The organism is Arthrobacter sp. 2RAF22 (assembly GCF_052115325.1).
Taxonomy (GTDB): Bacteria; Actinomycetota; Actinomycetes; order Actinomycetales; family Micrococcaceae; genus Arthrobacter.
Genome location: NZ_JBFRGL010000015.1, coordinates 33,114 through 49,584, shown reverse-complemented (window position 1 = coordinate 49,584; position 16,471 = coordinate 33,114). Strand labels below are relative to the sequence as shown.

Below are 16,471 nucleotides of genomic sequence, written 5' to 3'. Positions count from 1 at the left end.
AGTTGGTGGGTTCAGTGCGCGATGAAGACGTTCTTTACGTCGCTGAAGGAATCGAGGGCATCGGGACCCAGTTCGCGGCCCAGGCCCGATTGCTTGAAGCCGCCGAACGGCGTCGAATACCGGACTGAAGAGTGGGAGTTCACCGAAAGGTTTCCGGCTTCCACCCCGCGGGCCACGCGCAAGGCCCGGCCAATGTCTTGGGTCCAGATCGATCCGGAGAGGCCGTATTCGGTGTCATTGGCAATCCGTACCGCGTCCCCCTCGTCGTTGAAGGGAACGACGACGACGACCGGTCCGAAGATCTCCTCCCGCACTGCCGGGTCGTCGAAGGAGTCGGGAGCCAGGACCGTGGGCGGGAACCAGAATCCCGGCCCTTCGGGCACCTCGCCTTGGAAAGCTATGGGCGCTCCCGAGGGCACAAAGCCTGCAACGGTTTCCCTTTGCCGGGCGGAAATCAAGGGCCCCATGACGGTACTTTCATCCGCCGGGTCGCCGACTTTGACAGCCCGAACGGCGGGCTCGAGAAGCTCCAAGAAGCTGTCGTAGGCCGATTTTTCCACCAGGATCCGGGACCTGGCACAGCAGTCCTGGCCGGCGTTGTCGAACGCGCCGCCTGGTGCTGCGGCAGCAGCGGCCTCAAGGTCGGCGTCGGCGAACACGATGTTCGCGCTCTTCCCACCCAGCTCGAGCGTCACGCGCTTCACCTGGTCGGCACAACCGGCCATGATCTGCTTGCCAACCCCGGTGGACCCGGTGAAGACGACCTTTCGCACCGCAGGGTGGGTGACGAAGCGCGCCCCCACAACGGAGCCCTTCCCGGGGATGATAGTCAGCACGCCATCGGGCAGGCCGGCCTCGCGCGCCAGCTCCCCGAGTCTCATCGCGGTCAGCGGCGTAAGTTCCGCGGGTTTGAGTACCACCGTGTTGCCCGCCGCGAGCGCCGGAGCGAAGCCCCACGCCGCGATCGGCATCGGAAAGTTCCACGGCACAATAATGCCGACAACGCCCAATGGCTCGTGGAACGTCACATCGAGGCCTCCGGCAACGGGGATCTGCCGCCCGAAGTGCCGCTCAGGAGCCGCCGAGTAGTAGCTGATGACGTCGCGCGCATTGCCCGCTTCCCAGCGGGCGTTGCCGATCGTATGCCCCGCGTTGCGGACTTCCAGTTGCGCGAGGTTCTCCAGATCGGCGTCGACGGCGGCCGCGAACCGGCGCAGGAGCAGTGCCCGGTCCGACGGCGACACGTTCCGCCAGGTCTCGAAGGCAGCGGCCGCGCGGGCAATCAGCGCGTCCGTTTCGGCGAGGGATGCCAGCTCAACGGTTTGAAGGAACTCTTCTGTGGCCGGATTGATGATGTCAAAAATTGTGGCACTCACGCCCAGCTCTTTTCTGTCGCTGTGAATTCCGTCGATGGGTTGAGGCGCTCAGCGTAGAGTTCCCCGTCCCGGTACCTTCTGGCAGCCTCAATGAATCCTTCGAAGAGCCGCACGTCGGAACGATTTTGTTCAGGATGAAACTGAACGCCCAACGCCCAACTTCCTTGGGTCGATTCGACGGCCTCGACCGTCCCGTCCGCCGCACGCGCGGTGACGCAAAGGCCTTCGGCAACCCGGTCAAGAATCTGGTGGTGATAGACCGGCGCCGATGCCTTTTCACCTAGTAGTTGCGCGCTGATGCTGCCCGGCCGAGTATCGAACTCAACCTCCCCGTAGACTCCGGGAGCAGGTTGGTAGTTCGCCTCGGGCAGCACGTCCGGCACGTGCTGGATGAGGTTTCCGCCCAGGGCCACGTTGAGGATTTGCGCGCCGCGGCAGATCGCGAAGAGCGGAATGCCCTTCTCCAAGGCCGCCAGCGTCAACGAGATATCGTGCTCGTCCCGCTCGGGCTGGCTGCGTGTGCTCGGGTGGGGCTCGGCGTCGTAATTTCCGGGGTCGACGTCGGCGCCTCCCACCACAACGAGGCCATCCACGAGGTCAAGGACGGAAGTATCGGTGCCGATGGGCGGCAGCAGGAGAGGGGTGCCGCCTGCCGCCACCACGGCTTCCAAATACGTTGCCGGCAGTACCGCTGCCCGCGCGTCCCAAATCCCCCATTTCGCGTTTTGAAGATACGTGGTCAACGCGATGCGAGGAGGCCGGCTTGAACCTGGAGCCTGTGTCTGATTCTGAGTCATCGCCTACAGCCTTTCGAAGCCGCGGCGGAGCTCCCAGTCCGTGATGGCGGACTCAAAAGCTGCCAGTTCGACGTCGGCGTAGTTCACGTAGTGCCGCACCACTTCCTCGCCGAAGACTTCCTTGGCGATCACGGAGTTGGCGAACAGATCCCGCGCTTCCCGCATCGTCGTCGGCACGGTGGGAGCGCCCGAGGTGTAGGCGTTGCCAAGGGTTCCGGGCTCGAGTTCGAGCTCGTTTTCGATTCCGTAGAGCCCGCCGGCAAGCATGGCCGACAGCGCCAAGTACGGGTTGACGTCACCACCCGGTAGCCGGTTTTCCAGCCGGGCGCTCTGACCGTGGCCCACGAGGCGCACTGAGCAGGTGCGGTTGTCGAGGCCCCAGGCCACCGCCGTCGGAGCGAACGAGCCTTTGACGAACCGCTTGTAGGAGTTGATGTTGGGAGCGTAAAAGAGCGTGAATTCCCGCATCGTGGCAAGCACCCCGGCGATGAAGTGATCGTAGGTCTTGGTGCGGGCGCCGGTGGCCTTGTCCCAGAAGACCAGTTCATCGTCGAGTCCGCGAAGGGACAGGTGGATGTGGCAGGAATTGCCCTCGCGCTCGTTGGGCTTGGCCATGAAGGTAATGGATTGGCCCATGTCATGGGCGATGTCCTTGGCCGCGGTCTTGTAGACGGAATGGTTGTCCGCCGTGGTGACCACCTCGTCGTACTTGAACGCGATCTCGTGTTGGCCGAAGTTGCATTCACCTTTGGCTGATTCCACGGTCATGCCGGCTGCGTACATCTCGTTCCGGATCCGGCGAAGCAGGGGTTCCACGCGGCCGGATCCGAGGAGCGAGTAGTCCACGTTGTATTGATTGGCAGGAGTGAGGTGCTTGTAGTCCAGCTCCCATGCCTGCTCGTAGGAGTCGTTGTAGACCACAAATTCAAGCTCGGTTCCGGCAAGTGCCTTCCAACCGCGCTCGGCCGCCTTGGCCGTCTGGCGCTTGAGCATGGCGCGGGGCGAAACGGAGACCGGAGTGCCGTCGGTCGTGGACAGATCGCACTGGATCAGCGCACTCCCCTCGCGATAGGGAAGGACACGGATGGTGTCCAAATCCATGTCGAAGAGCATGTCACCATAGCCCTTTTCCCACGAGGAAATGTCATAGCCATCCACGGTGTTCATTTCGGTGTCAACGGCGAGGAGGTAGTTGCAGCCTTCAGTGCCGTGCTCCAGGACGGAATCCAGGAAGAATTGCGCGTGAAGGAGCTTGCCCTGAAGCCTGCCCTGCATGTCGGTGAAGCCGAGAATCACGGTGTCTATGGCGCCCTCGGCAATCCGCGCCTTGAGTTGCTCAACGGTGAGCATACGGTCATTGCGGGGGTGAACAGTGGTGTCCGCGGTGTTCGAAATGTCGTTCATAGTGCTGCTCATTTCAGTAGTCCCTTGAGTAGTGCGGCAGTGGACTCGCAGTGCAATTCCATGACGCTTCGGGCCGCTGCAGGCTCGCCGTCGAGGATGGCCTGCACTATCAATCGATGCTCTTGGTTTGAATGTTCGATGTTCCGCTGCAGAAAGGGGATTTCCGCGAGGAACTCGTGGATCTTTGTCTGGATGGTGGTGCTGGCTTTATTGAGTTCGGACGACCCCGCAACAGCGGAGAAAGCCAGGTGGAGGCGGGCGTCGGCTTGCCTGTATTCCACCGGGGAACCCGCGTTTTCAACCTCGGCCAAGGAATCAATCAGGAGCTGACGCTGATCCTCGCTGAGCCGCATCGAGGCCGCCCGCTGGCAAGCCCCGGGTTCAATCACGGAACGGAAGATGAGGATGTCGCTGATTTCCCCCTGCCTGTCCTTGTTGTCGAGGCGCTCCGGCGGCCGGGCGTTGCCGACCGGTTCCACGATGGTTCCGCCGCCCCGCCCCCGGACGGTCGTGACGAAGCCCGCGGCTCGCAACGCGCTGATCGCTTCCCGCAGCGTGGCCCGGGAGACCTGCATGCGCTCGGCCAAGTCGCGCTCGGGCGGGAGGCGCTCACCGGTTTTGAAGATCCCCAACTGGATTGCCGATCCCAAGTGCTCAACGCATGACTCGAAAGCCATGTGTCCACGCGCGGGGAGCAAGACCGTCTCAAGTAGGGGGGATTCAATCGGTTCAACGAGGAACATGGCGACCTTCCTGGCTGGGAGGCCGCCGGCGAAGAACCGCCGGCGGCCCGCGAGTGTTGCTAGTTGAGCAGCTTATCCGCGTCGATCGTCAGGTGCTCCTGCTCGGCACTCGTCATGAACGTCCGGCGCCCCGTGGTGTACCAAAGCACGGTGGCAAGGAGGAACACGACGACGACGGCGATCGGCGCGTAGTTGAACGTGTCGATGGTGATGTCTGCGACGGGCGGAAGAACGAAGAGGATCACGATGATGGCGACCCACACAATCGCTACCCAGTTGATGATGGGACTCCATTTCCCCAGGTGCCACGGGCCCGGTACGAAGTTCTTGTTGAGCCTGCGGAGCAACACGGGGGTGATGTACGCGATGTAGAGGCCAATGACGGCCACGCTCGTCACGGCAAAATACGCGGTGGTGTTGAACAGGGCTGGTGAGGCGAGCACGATCGCGCAGCCAACGCAGAGCCAGATGGAATTTGTGGGGGTGCCGCTCCGGGCGTTGACTTTGGCCCAGATGCGGGAGCCTGGCAGTGCATTGTCGCGGGAGAAAGCGTAGGTCATGCGTGAGTTGGCGGTCACTGAGGCCATGCCACAGAAGAATTGTGCGCCCACCACGATGGCCAGCAGGAATTTCGCTACGCCGGGGTTGCCCAATGCATCCAGGAAAATCTGCGCCGGGGGCAAGCCTGTTGCCGTAGCGCCAAGAGTGGTCAGGCCTTCCTCTGAGCCGTCCGGGATCGCCGCGACGAGTGAGTAGAGCAGTATCCAGCCACCAATGATGGAGATGACGACGCTCATGACAATCCCCTTGGGAGCCGCAATGGCTGCGTTCTTGGTCTCCTCGGCAACGTGGGCCGAAGCATCGTAGCCGGTGTAGGTGTACTGCGACATGAGCAGGCCCATGAGGAAGACGTACGGCCCGAAAGTGAAGCCGGTTTCGTTGTGCCACGCGGTCATCGTCCAGTCAAAGGACTGGTGGCTCGTGGGCATGAGCCACAGCGCCGCCACAATGATCGCGACACCCACGATGTGCCACCAGGCCGAGACATTGGACAGGAAACTGACAATCTTGACGCCGAAGCTGTTGAGCAGGGCGTGGATAACCATGAGGACGACGAACAGCGCGAACGTACCGCCCGGGGTGGGCTCAACGCCGAAAGTCAGCGCCGCGAAAGCCATCATTGTTGTGGCGCAGCCGAAGTCGATTGCGGCCGTGACGGCCACTTCACCGAGGAAATTGAACCACCCGACATACCAGGCCCAGGCCCGCTTGTTGCGTTTGGCGAGCCTGCCGGCCCAGAAATACAAGCCACCGGCGGTCGGGTACCGCGAACAAACCTCGGCCATGGAGAGCGCCACGCACAGGACTAGAACGCCAACCAGCGGCCAACCCAGGTTGATGGCAGCCGGACCGCCGGACTTGAGCGCAATGCTGAAGGAGGTAATGCAGCCAGCCAAAATCGAAATGATGGAAAACGAGACTGCGAAGTTGGAGAAGCCGGACATGCCGCGATGTAACTCTTGCTTGTAGCCAAGCTCGGCGAGGGCCGCAGCATCTGCGTCTTGCACAGCCTGCACCTTCGCTGCCGTAGAACGATCACTCATGATTATTCTCTTTCTAAACGGAAGGGGGGAACGGGCCGACACCGCTCGCATCGATAGTGACCCACTTCACATCAATCTGTCAATGGTCTGACTTCAGACCACAAACCAACCTCTTCGGAACGGTAAGCTGGAAGGCATGGTTTCTGAGGGCGCGAACGCCGACGGCACATCGCAAAACAGCACGTCACACAACAGCCCGGCACGCAACGCCGCGGCAGACAACGGCACTCCGGAACGCCGCGGGATCACGGTCCGCCGTGCGCCGAAGTTCGTTCCCTTCATGGGACTGGGCGGGGTGCTCGGCATCATTGTTGCCGCGTTCGTTGCCTACGGGATCCCCGGCGACCAAAGTTTCGACACGGGGGCGGTCTTCGGTTTTTTCCTTGTGTCCTTCGCCGCGGGCGGCGTGCTGCTGGGCGCCGTCGCGGCCCTCGTCCTCGACAAAGTCAGCGTGCGGCGTTCCCAGCGTGCCGTCGTCGAGTCCGTGCCCAGCCCCACAGAGGACGACGCCGGGGCATAGGATCCCGGTCACAATGTCGCGTGAGGGAAAGTACCACGCCAACATCATGCGACAATTGACCAGTGGCACGTGGCGACGGAAAACTTTCTCATGATCTTCTCCCCGACGAAAAAGGACCTCAGGACGCTTGTGGCGTCTTCGGGGTCTGGGCGCCGGGCGAAGAAGTAGCAAAACTCACCTATTACGGGCTGTATGCGTTGCAGCACCGCGGACAAGAATCGGCTGGTATTGCTACCAGTGACGGCAAGCGCATCAATGTCTATAAGGACATGGGCCTCGTGTCCCAGGTCTTCGACGAGACAACCCTGAACACCCTCACCGGGCACCTCGCCGTCGGCCACTGTCGCTACTCCACCACCGGAGCAAGCCACTGGGCCAACGCGCAGCCCACCCTGGGCGCAACCGCCACTGGCACCGTTGCCCTCGCGCACAACGGCAACCTGACCAACACGGCTGAGCTCCGGGAAATGATCCTCGAACTCAACGGCGGTCAGCTGACCGGAGAAATGAAGCAGGGCAACACCTCGGACACCGCCCTGGTCACCGCCCTCCTGGAAGGCGAAGAGGGCAAGACCCTGGAACAGACTGCGCTTGAGCTGCTTCCCAAGATCCGGGGCGGCTTCTGCTTCGTGTTCATGGACGAAGGCACCCTCTACGCGGCCCGCGATACCTTCGGCATCCGCCCCTTGTGCCTTGGCCGCCTCGAGCGCGGCTGGGTTGTCGCCTCGGAACAGTCCGCCTTGGCAACCGTCGGCGCGAGCTTCATCCGCGAGATCGAGCCTGGCGAGTTCATCGCCATTGACGAGAACGGCGTCCGTTCCCAGCGTTTCGCAGAAGCGACGCCGGCCGGTTGCGTTTTCGAGTACGTCTACCTTGCGCGCCCCGACGCGTCGATTGCCGGTCGCTCCGTGTACGAGTCCCGTGTGGAGATGGGCCGCCAGCTGGCCCGCGAGAACACCCAGGTAGCGGACATCGTCATCCCGGTCCCCGAATCCGGTACTCCGGCAGCGGTGGGCTACGCCGAGGAATCCGGCATCCCGTTCGCGCACGGCTTCGTCAAGAACTCCTACGTGGGCCGCACGTTCATCCAGCCCTCGCAGACCCTGCGCCAGCTCGGCATCCGGCTCAAGCTCAACGCCCTCGAATCCGTGATCCGCGGCAAGCGCGTGGTGGTAGTGGATGACTCGATCGTCCGCGGCAACACCCAGCGCGCCATCGTCAGGATGCTCCGCGAGGCCGGCGCCGCAGCCGTCCACGTCAAGATCTCCTCCCCGCCCGTCCAGTGGCCCTGCTTCTACGGCATCGACTTCGCGTCCCGCGCTGAACTGATCGCCAACGGCGCCACCATCGAGGAAATCTCCCAGGCCATCGGAGCGGATTCGCTGGCTTACATTTCCGAAGACGGCATGATCGGCGCCACCCAGCAACCGCGCGAACGCCTCTGTACCGCCTGCTTCACCGGCCAGTACCCCATCGCACTTCCGGGTTCGGACAAACTGGGCAAGAACCTCCTGGAGCGCACCGACCTCGGCGGGCTGCCGACGTCGGGCATCTCCGCCGAAGCCGTAACCGCGGACTCGGACGACCCGGCCAACAAGCCCGGCGCCACGGGCTGCGATCCCGGACCCGACGCCGAGTTTGAGAACCTGCTGACCGACGCCGATAAGAAAGAGTCCGTATGACCTCCGCATCCTCCGCCGCTGAGAACACAACCGGCATCACCTACGCGTCCGCCGGCGTCGACGTCGAAGCGGGCGACCGCGCCGTCGAACTCATGAAGGACGCCGTCAAGGCGACCCACAACAGCTCCGTGCTCGGCGGCGTCGGCGGTTTCGCCGGCCTGTACGACGTCTCCAAGCTGCTCACGTACAAGCGGCCCCTGCTGGCCACGTCCACGGACGGCGTCGGCACCAAGGTGGCCATCGCCCAGGCCATGGACATCCACGACACCATCGGCTTCGACCTGGTGGGCATGGTGGTGGACGACATCGTCGTAGTCGGCGCAGAGCCGCTCTTCATGACCGACTACATCGCGTGCGGCAAGGTTGTCCCCGAGCGCATCGCGGACATCGTCCGCGGCATCGCCGCCGCTTGTTCCGTGGCGGGCACTGCCCTGGTGGGTGGCGAAACCGCTGAGCACCCGGGCCTGCTGGGTGAGCACGAGTACGACGTCGCCGGTGCAGCTACCGGTGTTGTCGAAGCCGACGCCCTGCTTGGCCCGGACCGCGTCCGCGCCGGCGACGTCGTGATCGGCATGGCTTCCTCGGGCTTGCACTCCAACGGCTACTCCCTGGTCCGTCGCGTTATCAACCACGCCGGCTGGGCCCTTGACCGCCAGGTCTCCGAACTCGGCCGCACGCTGGGCGAAGAACTGCTGGAGCCCACCCGCGTCTACGCCGCCGATTGCCTGGACCTCGCCCGCGCGTTCCCGGTCAGCGGCCTGGGTACTGCGCCCGGCGCCGTGCACGGCTTCAGCCACGTCACCGGCGGCGGCCTCGCAGCCAACCTGGCCCGCGTCCTGCCGCAGGGCCTCGTGGCCACGGTTGACCGCGCCACCTGGGAACTGCCGGCCATCTTCAAGCTGGTGTCCGAGCTCGGCAATGTTCCCCTTGCCGACCTCGAGCGCACGCTCAACCTCGGTGTCGGCATGGTGGCCATCGTGTCTCCCGAAATCGCCGACGCCGCCGTGGCCCGCCTCAACGAGCGCGGCTTGCCGTCGTGGGTCATGGGTACGGTGGCCGCGGACTCCGACTCGATCATCAAGAGCGGTCCGGACTACGTCCAGGGCGCCAAGGGCGTCGACGGCGGCGCCGTGCGCCTCGTGAACGCTTACGCCTAAGGGTTCTCCGCGCAAAAAGTGCCCACCCCATTGCCGATCCGGCAGTTGGGTGGGCACTTTTGTTTGAGGCCTAGTTGCTTTCGGCGGCCATGAGGCTGAAGGCTGCTCCGGCTGGATCACCGAGGACTGCCATGCGGCCGACGCCAGGGACGTCGAAGGCAGGCGCGAAGACCTGGGCGCCGAGCTCGACGGCCTTCGCCACGGACTCGTTCACGTCCGCAACATTGAAGTAGGTCATCCAGAACGGCGGCATTCCCTCGACGGGCTGCTTCATGGCGCCGCCCACGGACTTCCCGTCCACTACGAGCTGGGTGTATTCCTGCAGGTCTCCGGCCGCGGCCGTCTCGCTGGAGCATCCCGTCACGGATTCGTAGAAGGCGACGGCCTTGGGGACGTCGTTCGTCTGCAGTTCGTTCCAGACCACCGTGCCCGGTTCATTGACCAGCCCGGCGCCGTGGTGGGTTCCGGCCTCCCAGAAGCCAATCTGTGCACCCGTGGGATCGGCTGCGAAGAACATCCGCCCGCTTCCGTTGGGGACGCTGTCCGGCGGGAAGAGAACGTTGCCGCCTGCCGCCGTGACGCGCTCAGCGGCGTCATCTACCGAATCGACGGCGAGGTAGTTCGCCCAGAAGGACGGTGCGCCGGCCGCGGTCATGTCCGGCATCTGCTGCATCATGCCCGCCACGTAGCGGTCCTGCAGCTTGGCCATGTAGTAGGTCATGCCGTTGCCGGCATCCATCGCGTCCAATTCCCAGCCGAACAGATCACTGTAAAAGGCCTTGGAGGCCTCCATGTCCGACGACGACAGGTCCACCCAACACGGGGTTCCCTGCTTGTAGCTATCAACCTGCGGCATTGCTATCCCTTCGTTGATGATGCCTCGAGCTTAGGCGTGAACAGTCCGGCCGGTGAAAGCGACCAGGCGCTCCAGGCTGGATGCCGTCTCGGCGACTTCCCGGGCCGGTGCGAAGCTGCCGCTTGCGCGGACCTGCTCGCTGATGGTGTTCTGCGCGAGGACTTCGACGTAGTCGGTGAGCTCATCCGCCACCGACACCTCGAAGCCCAGGGCCTTGGAGAAGTCCCAAGCGTGGACCAGGAACTCGAGGTTGAGGATGGAGGCGACCATCGTGGCCGGCAGTTCGGCGAAGCCCATGTCAATGGTGCCTTCGAGTCCGCGGCGATAGAAGGCTTCCAGCGTCGGCTGGGCGAGGTCGGCGATGCGCACCTCGGGCGACTTCCCGGCGTCGTCGGCTACTTCGGCGCCCAGGGCCTTGGCGATGTTGGCAATTGAGCCGGCAAGGTGGTCAAGCAACTGCGACACGTTGAAGTCGGCGCACGGAGTCTGGGTCTGCGCGTCGGCTTCGGTGACGTGCGCCAGCACGCGCTGCACGATGGCGAGCGTGGCGTCCGCGGAGGTGAGCTCATTGAGATCGGCAGGGGCAGCTGCCCATTCGTCGGCACCGGCGTCGCCCGTGGAGGCCTCGGCGAGGAGACGGTCGAGGTAGTGGTTCCAGCCCTCGGCGTGGCCTGCCAGGGCTTCCGGAGTCGGAAGGCCTTCGTGCACCAAGCGCACGGAGGTGCCGCCGTCGGCCGGCTCAAGTGTGATGGCTACCGTGGAGACGTTGTCCGCCGGCGCTTCGGGCTGCTCCCAGCCCCAAGTGAAGACGACGCTCTTGCCCGGCTCGATTTCCGTGAACGTTCCCGCCGCGTGGTGACCCGGGGTGATCGTCCAGCGGTACTCGCCGCCAACCTTGAGGTCGACGCGGGCGGCAACGGTCTGCCAGCGGCGGAGGCGTGCGGGCTGCGTGATGAGTTCGAACGCCTGGTCGACGTTGAGGGGAAGAAGAACGGTCTTGTCGTAAATCATGATGATTCCTCTGTTGTTTGAAGGCGGTCGGTGGTGAAGTTTTGTGCGTCAGCGAGGAGCATGTCCAGCTCAGCGGTCCAGAACTGCTCAAAAAGCATCCGGAGTTCTCTCATGCCGTCGTTATCCAAGCGGTAGTAGCGGTTGCGGCCCTCTTTGCGGGCCGCAACGAGGCCTACCTGCTCCAGCAACAACAAGTGCTGCGAGACAGCGGATCTGCTCACCGTGAATTCGCCAGCCAGCTCCGTCACGGTGCGCTCGCCCGCCGCAAGCAGGTGCAACAGGCGCCGCCTGTTCGGCTCCGCGGCAACTTCCAGTCGGTCGAGCATGATTAATACGTTAGCCGTCACTAACGCATTCTGTCAATCGCTTCCGAGAGCGCACTATCAACAACTACAGGACCGCAGACAAGAACGCCCTGGTCCGCTCATGCTGCGGGTTACCGATGACCTCTTCGGCGGGACCTTCCTCAATGATCCGGCCGCCGTGCATGAACACCACCCGATCAGCCACGTCGCGGGCGAAGCCCATCTCGTGCGTCACAACAATCATGGTCATTCCCGTCCGGGCCAGGTCCTTCATCACCCTGAGGACCTCGCCCACCAACTCCGGATCCAGCGCCGACGTCGGCTCGTCAAACAGCATCAGCTTCGGCTGCATGCACAGGGCCCGGGCGATCGCCACCCGCTGCTGCTGCCCGCCCGAGAGGTGCCGCGGATAGGTCCCCGTCTTCTCCGACAGGCCCACCTTCTCCAGCAAATCCAACGCCCGACGGCGGACATCCGCCTTGCGGTGCTTGAGCACCCTGATCGGGGCTTCCATCAGGTTCTCCAGCACGGTCATGTGCGGGAAGAGGTTGAAGTGCTGGAAGACCATCCCGATATCGGTCCGGTCGGCGCAGATTTCGTTGTGGGACTGTTCATGGAGCTTGTCCCCCTTGATCCGGTAGCCCACGGCCCTGTCCCCCACCCACAGCAGGCCACCGTCGATCTTCTCCAGGTGGTTCACGCACCGCAGGAAGGTGCTTTTCCCGGAGCCCGAGGCGCCGATCAGGCAGACCACTTCGCCGCTCTGGACGTGCAGATCGATTCCCTTGAGGACCTCATTGTCGCCGAAACTCTTGCGCACGCCTTCCGCGCGTACCAGCGGAAGCGCCTCCGGCGCCTTACGGCTTTCCTTCGTCTCGATAGTCATGACTGGCCTTCCTTTCCTGAGCCTTGTTTTCCTGAGCCTTGCGCGGAATGTACCCTGAAGAATTTCCGCAACCGCTCGGCGGCGGTCGGCGGGACGGAACGGGACGTTCCCCTGGCGAAGTGCCGTTCCAGGTAGCCTTGGCCCACCGTGAACACCGTGGTGACGATGATGTACCAGATACTGGCGACCAGGAGCAGCGGGACAACCTGCAGGTTCTTCGAGTAGATGATCTGGGCGGAGTACAGGAGCTCGGGGACCGCCAGGACACTGACCAGCGAGGTCATCTTGAGCATGCCGATGAACTCATTGCCCGTAGGCGGGATGATGACGCGCATGGCCTGCGGCAGGATCACCCTGATGAGGGTCTGGATGCGGGACATGCCGAGGGCACCCGCGGCTTCGCCTTGACCTTGATCGATGGACTGGATTCCTGCCCGGACGATCTCCGACATGTAGGCAGCCTCGTTGAGGCCCAGGCCAAGGATCGCCGCGGCGAGGGGTGTGATGATCTGGTTGGCGTCGAGGCTGACGCCGGGGATACCAAAGGTGATCACCGGATACAGCGCCGACAAGTTGAACCAGAACAACAGCTGGACCAGGACGGGGGTGCCTCGGAAGATCGTCACATAGGCGCTTGCCGAGGCCTTGACCACGGGGTTTGCCGAAAGCTGCATGACCGCAAGCACTACGCCAAGCCCCACCCCGACAGCCATGCAGACAACCGTCAGGAACAGGGTGATGCCGATCCCGTTGACTATGGCAACGTCACGGAAATACAGGGCCACCTTGTCCCAGCCGAAACGGGGATTGCTCACCGCGGAAATAAGCAACAGGATCACGACGGCGCCTACCGCAGTGCCAGCCACCCATCGCCAGGGGTGCCTGGCCGAGACCACGGTGAACTGTCGGCGGTCCGTTGTTCCCATCTTTGGGACGGTGATCACGGTGCTCATTTCGCACCACTCGCGTCCACGGCATCAGCGCTGATGGTCACCGAGTCCGGGATTCCGTACTTCGCATTGATCGCCTTGTACGTGTCGCCAGCGATCAGCGCCCTGACCGCCGCGACGATCGCCTTGGTCAGGGGCGAGCCTTTGGGCATGGCGATACCTACCGGCGTCGGTTCGAAGTCCTGGTTGCCGGCGAGCTCGAAGGCACCGCCGGAAAGCTTGCTTGCGTAACCCATGCCAACAAGGCCTGAGAGGACGCTGTCCACGCGGCCGGAGATGAGTGCCAGGTTGGCTTCGTTCTGGGAGGGAAACAACTGGATGTCGATCGGCGCTTTGCCGGCGACGACGCACTGCTTCGAAAACGCCGGAAGGGTCTCGATCCCTTGCGTGGTCCCCTTTTCGCCACCCACCTTCGTGCCGCACAGCTTCATCGCGTCGAGGGCCAGCTTCTTGGGGTTGCCGGCCTTGACGGCAAGGCCGGAGCCGCTGCTTTGGTAGGAGGCGAAATCGGCATTCATCTTACGCTCGGCCGTGACATTGAAACCCGAGATGCCGACGTCGTACTTGTTGGAGCTCACCCCCGGGAGGATGGTGTCGAAGGTCGCGGGAACCATCTTGACTTCGAGCCCCAGCGTCTCGCCGACTGCTTTCGCAAAGTCCGCGTCCCAGCCGACAACCGTCTTGCTGTCAGCCGCGTAGAACTCATAAGGCGCGAAGGTGGGGTCGGTGCCGACCACCAATGTCCCCTTGGCCTTGACGTCCGGGGGCAAGAGATTCGCGGCGGACTTGTTGAAGGGCGCCGCCGGAATCGCAGCGTCCTTGCCGGGAATCGAACTGGCGGCGGCTTCCTTGCCGGCGTCGAGTGACGCAGTGGTGCAGCCGCTGAGCCCGACGGCGGCGGCCAGCAGCAGAGCGGATGTGGAGATGTATCTAGGACGGTTCATGATTGCCTTTCGCATAGCTTGTTCCATGGTCAACGGCGATGTTGACCACGGTGGTGCCGATATTGACGAGGGCGGGATGCCGAATGATTGCGACCACCCCGTCCATCGGTGAAAAGAAGTCTTTTGGAGGACGCTCGAGTTCTTCCACTGAGTGAACGCGGGCCACGAGCTCTCCGGCCGCGACTTTCTGGCCAAGTCCGACCACCGGCTCGAGGATGCCTGCCATGGTGGAATGGACCGCGGACTGGGCCGTGAGTTCGACCCACTGGATCGGCTCTCCGATCCCTGAGAGGCCGGCGTCCTTGAGCACGCCCCAGTGCCCAAGCAGCGAACGAAGTCCCGTCCGGGCCCTTGCGAGGATCGGCAGGGATACGGTTCCCCTCCCACCGAGTTCGGTCGAGATCATCGGCACGCCGGCCCGATCGGCCGCGCCGCTGATGGAGCCCGCCTTCAGCATGGGCTTCACCACGACGGAATAAGGGGCATTGAATGCGGCGACCGCCGCCACCTTCGCAGCCCATAGCTCCGGCGTCGGTCCTTGGTAGACGAACGCGGACGGCACATACTCCGAGGCGATCCCCCCGGAATGGATGTCCATCACAAAGTCGGCCATGGGGATGAGTTCCTGGGCCACGATCGAGGCGATCTGCAGTGCCGGTCCGCCGTCGGCGCGGCCCGGGAGGGCACGGTTCAGATTGACCCGGTCCACGCTGGAAACACGTCTTCCTTCGCGGACAGCAGGGATGTTGAGGGCGGGCAGGATGATCAATCTCCCGGTCACCTCATCAGGGTTCAAGGTGCGGATGAGTTCCTGGAGAAGGATCTGTCCTTCATATTCGTCGCCATGCGTACCGGCGATCAGGAGGACCGTGGGGCCGTCCCCACCACTCAGGACCGCGATCGGCGAAGGGATGACAGCGGCGTCATTCTCATTGTCCGAATGTTCGATCTCCAGGTAACCCAGCTGCTTGCCGACGGCGGCAAAATCGATGCCGGGTATGCGTGGAATGCGCAGGCTCATAGGGCAACTTTCTTCAGGGTTGGTAGAATTGGATTCACTGTATACAGTGAATCCTGTGATGTAAAGCACGTAGGATTGAACGAGTTTTGATACGAAAAAGGGGATGAGGCGAATGGCCACGCAAGCTGCCAAGGGGATGAGGCCGCTGAGCGAGCACGTCTACGACAGGATCAGCAATGAGATCGTCAACGGAGTGGTCGAGCCTGGCGCTCCCCTGGTCCAGGAACAGCTGGCCGAAGAATACGGCGTGTCCCGGACGCCGGTCCGCGACGCCCTGAACCGCTTGGTCCACGAAGGACTCGCCACTTTGGTCCCGGGCTCGGGGTATTTCGCGACGACGCTGACCCGATCAGCCGTCGAGGAAGTCTACGAAGTACGCAAGGCCCTCGAGATCATGGCCATCAGGCAGTGTGGGGCAAAATACACCAACCTTCAGCTTGCGAGGCTGGAGCTGCTTATCGCCGAGGGTGCGGCAAGCGCCGACCCGGAGGAACTGTTCACCGCCACGCGGGCGTTCCATTTGGGCTTGGCGGCGCCTGCGCCCAACGGATTCTTGCTGAAAACCCTCGAATCCGTCTGGGACAACCCTGTTCAACGGCTCATCAGCCGCTCGTACCCCTTGGACGACGCCAAGCTTGAGCGCGTGGCGGACGCCCACCGGAAGATCCTGGCCGCAGCGCGCGCCAACGACCTCGAAACACTGATCCCCCTGCTGGATCTGTGCCACGAGAAGGACTGACCGGCCAAAGGGCACGAAAAAGGCCCGTAGCGCACGCCAATCATGGCGCGCCCTACGGGCTCTATCGTTTTGGGAGGCATCCGGGGATGCCAAACGACCTCGTGTACGACGGCGGTACGCAACTCGATGCCGAAAGGCACCTGATTGTTGCTACAGCTATCCGATACGGCGGGTGTCTACCTCGTCGTCATCGTCTTCCAAGTCCTGTGCGTACTTGTCCTCGTAAGCCGAGTAGTCCGGCTCCGGCGGATCATCCGCGAATCGGCTCGTCGCACGACTTGATGGCCCAGTCAGCTCGCGCTGAAGGGCCGAATAGTCAGTGTTCGGGGAGTAGTACTTGATGTCCCGAGCCTGCTTGGTAGCTTTTGCCTTTTGACGGCCGCGCCCCATGGCGTGACCCCCTTTTGTACTTGGACCGGAGGTGGTCACCTTGGCGATCGGTGAGGCCCCGGAATGTTTGGTCAATTTGTCGTATG

General features: G+C 63.3%; 17 protein-coding genes. 4 read left to right on the top strand and 13 right to left on the bottom strand.

Annotated elements, in window-relative coordinates:
• Positions 1 to 11: 11 nt before the first annotated feature.
• The 5 genes from AB4068_RS12350 to AB4068_RS12330 all read right to left on the bottom strand — a co-directional run bounded on the left by AB4068_RS12350 (position 12) and on the right by AB4068_RS12330 (position 5,924).
• Positions 12 to 1,376, bottom strand: coding sequence for an aldehyde dehydrogenase family protein (locus AB4068_RS12350; protein ID WP_441433533.1), 1,365 nt, complete (start codon positions 1,374 to 1,376; stop codon positions 12 to 14).
• Complete coding sequence (locus tag AB4068_RS12345) at positions 1,373 to 2,173, bottom strand: gamma-glutamyl-gamma-aminobutyrate hydrolase family protein (protein ID WP_059389935.1); 801 nt, start codon at positions 2,171 to 2,173, stop codon at positions 1,373 to 1,375. The genes AB4068_RS12350 and AB4068_RS12345 overlap by 4 nt, the downstream gene beginning before the upstream one ends.
• Positions 2,174 to 2,176: 3 nt before the next feature.
• Positions 2,177 to 3,589: a glutamine synthetase family protein gene (locus AB4068_RS12340; protein ID WP_441433532.1), complete on the bottom strand. Its 1,413-nt coding sequence runs from the start codon at positions 3,587 to 3,589 to the stop codon at positions 2,177 to 2,179.
• Positions 3,586 to 4,254, bottom strand: coding sequence for a FadR/GntR family transcriptional regulator (locus AB4068_RS12335; protein ID WP_441433531.1), 669 nt, complete (start codon positions 4,252 to 4,254; stop codon positions 3,586 to 3,588). The genes AB4068_RS12340 and AB4068_RS12335 overlap by 4 nt, the downstream gene beginning before the upstream one ends.
• 125 nt (positions 4,255 to 4,379) lie before the next feature.
• Positions 4,380 to 5,924: an amino acid permease gene (locus AB4068_RS12330; protein ID WP_306962019.1), complete on the bottom strand. Its 1,545-nt coding sequence runs from the start codon at positions 5,922 to 5,924 to the stop codon at positions 4,380 to 4,382.
• Between the two features lie 136 nt (positions 5,925 to 6,060).
• Between AB4068_RS12330 and AB4068_RS12325 the strand changes: the two genes are divergently transcribed.
• From AB4068_RS12325 to purM, 3 genes are all read left to right on the top strand, one after another.
• A complete protein-coding gene (locus AB4068_RS12325; protein WP_306962021.1) occupies positions 6,061 to 6,444 on the top strand; it encodes a hypothetical protein in 384 nt (127 codons plus the stop codon).
• 62 nt (positions 6,445 to 6,506) lie between these two features.
• Positions 6,507 to 8,126 carry an amidophosphoribosyltransferase gene (gene purF / locus AB4068_RS12320; RefSeq protein ID WP_284991916.1) on the top strand — a complete coding sequence of 540 codons (1,620 nt, stop codon included), beginning with the start codon at positions 6,507 to 6,509 and terminating at the stop codon, positions 8,124 to 8,126.
• The gene (gene purM, locus AB4068_RS12315) at positions 8,123 to 9,283 is read left to right on the top strand and encodes a phosphoribosylformylglycinamidine cyclo-ligase (protein ID WP_236813108.1); all 1,161 of its coding nucleotides are present in this window, start codon (positions 8,123 to 8,125) and stop codon (positions 9,281 to 9,283) included. Before purF ends, purM begins: the two co-directional genes overlap by 4 nt.
• Before the next feature lie 70 nt (positions 9,284 to 9,353).
• Here purM and AB4068_RS12310 read toward each other — a convergent pair whose 3' ends face one another.
• The 7 genes from AB4068_RS12310 to AB4068_RS12280 all read right to left on the bottom strand — a co-directional run bounded on the left by AB4068_RS12310 (position 9,354) and on the right by AB4068_RS12280 (position 15,256).
• Complete coding sequence (locus AB4068_RS12310; RefSeq protein WP_441433530.1) at positions 9,354 to 10,139, bottom strand: VOC family protein; 786 nt, start codon at positions 10,137 to 10,139, stop codon at positions 9,354 to 9,356.
• Between the two features lie 30 nt (positions 10,140 to 10,169).
• Positions 10,170 to 11,150, bottom strand: coding sequence for a TIGR03086 family metal-binding protein (locus tag AB4068_RS12305; protein WP_441433529.1), 981 nt, complete (start codon positions 11,148 to 11,150; stop codon positions 10,170 to 10,172).
• Entirely contained in the window at positions 11,147 to 11,476 is a 330-nt protein-coding gene (locus tag AB4068_RS12300; RefSeq protein ID WP_059389930.1) for an ArsR/SmtB family transcription factor, read from the bottom strand. Before AB4068_RS12300 ends, AB4068_RS12305 begins: the two co-directional genes overlap by 4 nt.
• A gap of 64 nt (positions 11,477 to 11,540) precedes the next feature.
• Complete coding sequence (locus AB4068_RS12295) at positions 11,541 to 12,341, bottom strand: amino acid ABC transporter ATP-binding protein (RefSeq protein WP_441433528.1); 801 nt, start codon at positions 12,339 to 12,341, stop codon at positions 11,541 to 11,543.
• Positions 12,338 to 13,294, bottom strand: a complete 957-nt coding sequence (locus tag AB4068_RS12290; protein ID WP_441433527.1) for an amino acid ABC transporter permease — start codon at positions 13,292 to 13,294, stop codon at positions 12,338 to 12,340. Before AB4068_RS12290 ends, AB4068_RS12295 begins: the two co-directional genes overlap by 4 nt.
• Positions 13,291 to 14,235, bottom strand: a complete 945-nt coding sequence (locus AB4068_RS12285) for an ABC transporter substrate-binding protein (RefSeq protein ID WP_441433526.1) — start codon at positions 14,233 to 14,235, stop codon at positions 13,291 to 13,293. Before AB4068_RS12285 ends, AB4068_RS12290 begins: the two co-directional genes overlap by 4 nt.
• Positions 14,222 to 15,256: a succinylglutamate desuccinylase/aspartoacylase family protein gene (locus tag AB4068_RS12280; protein WP_441433525.1), complete on the bottom strand. Its 1,035-nt coding sequence runs from the start codon at positions 15,254 to 15,256 to the stop codon at positions 14,222 to 14,224. The genes AB4068_RS12285 and AB4068_RS12280 overlap by 14 nt, the downstream gene beginning before the upstream one ends.
• A gap of 112 nt (positions 15,257 to 15,368) precedes the next feature.
• Here AB4068_RS12280 and AB4068_RS12275 point away from each other — a divergent pair, with 112 nt between their 5' ends.
• The gene (locus AB4068_RS12275; protein ID WP_059389925.1) at positions 15,369 to 15,995 is read left to right on the top strand and encodes a GntR family transcriptional regulator; all 627 of its coding nucleotides are present in this window, start codon (positions 15,369 to 15,371) and stop codon (positions 15,993 to 15,995) included.
• A 156-nt stretch (positions 15,996 to 16,151) separates the two neighbouring features.
• Here AB4068_RS12275 and AB4068_RS12270 read toward each other — a convergent pair whose 3' ends face one another.
• Positions 16,152 to 16,385, bottom strand: a complete 234-nt coding sequence (locus AB4068_RS12270) for a DUF3073 domain-containing protein (protein ID WP_028265518.1) — start codon at positions 16,383 to 16,385, stop codon at positions 16,152 to 16,154.
• Between the last annotated feature and the right edge of the window lie 86 nt (positions 16,386 to 16,471).

Bases quoted from the DNA above. Each gene is read 5' to 3' on its own strand.
- AB4068_RS12295 (WP_441433528.1), bottom strand. From the start codon at position 12,341: ATGACTATCGAGACGAAGGAAAGCCGTAAGGCGCCGGAGGCGCTTCCG.
- AB4068_RS12300 (WP_059389930.1), bottom strand. From the start codon at position 11,476: ATGCTCGACCGACTGGAAGTTGCCGCGGAGCCGAACAGGCGGCGCCTG.
- AB4068_RS12270 (WP_028265518.1), bottom strand. From the start codon at position 16,385: ATGGGGCGCGGCCGTCAAAAGGCAAAAGCTACCAAGCAGGCTCGGGAC.
- AB4068_RS12335 (WP_441433531.1), bottom strand. From the start codon at position 4,254: ATGGCTTTCGAGTCATGCGTTGAGCACTTGGGATCGGCAATCCAGTTG.
- AB4068_RS12310 (WP_441433530.1), bottom strand. From the start codon at position 10,139: ATGCCGCAGGTTGATAGCTACAAGCAGGGAACCCCGTGTTGGGTGGAC.
- purM (WP_236813108.1), top strand. From the start codon at position 8,123: ATGACCTCCGCATCCTCCGCCGCTGAGAACACAACCGGCATCACCTAC.
- AB4068_RS12290 (WP_441433527.1), bottom strand. From the start codon at position 13,294: ATGAGCACCGTGATCACCGTCCCAAAGATGGGAACAACGGACCGCCGA.
- AB4068_RS12275 (WP_059389925.1), top strand. From the start codon at position 15,369: ATGGCCACGCAAGCTGCCAAGGGGATGAGGCCGCTGAGCGAGCACGTC.
- AB4068_RS12345 (WP_059389935.1), bottom strand. From the start codon at position 2,173: ATGACTCAGAATCAGACACAGGCTCCAGGTTCAAGCCGGCCTCCTCGC.
- AB4068_RS12340 (WP_441433532.1), bottom strand. From the start codon at position 3,589: ATGAGCAGCACTATGAACGACATTTCGAACACCGCGGACACCACTGTT.
- AB4068_RS12330 (WP_306962019.1), bottom strand. From the start codon at position 5,924: ATGAGTGATCGTTCTACGGCAGCGAAGGTGCAGGCTGTGCAAGACGCA.
- AB4068_RS12285 (WP_441433526.1), bottom strand. From the start codon at position 14,235: ATGAACCGTCCTAGATACATCTCCACATCCGCTCTGCTGCTGGCCGCC.
- AB4068_RS12305 (WP_441433529.1), bottom strand. From the start codon at position 11,150: ATGATTTACGACAAGACCGTTCTTCTTCCCCTCAACGTCGACCAGGCG.
- AB4068_RS12325 (WP_306962021.1), top strand. From the start codon at position 6,061: ATGGTTTCTGAGGGCGCGAACGCCGACGGCACATCGCAAAACAGCACG.
- AB4068_RS12280 (WP_441433525.1), bottom strand. From the start codon at position 15,256: ATGAGCCTGCGCATTCCACGCATACCCGGCATCGATTTTGCCGCCGTC.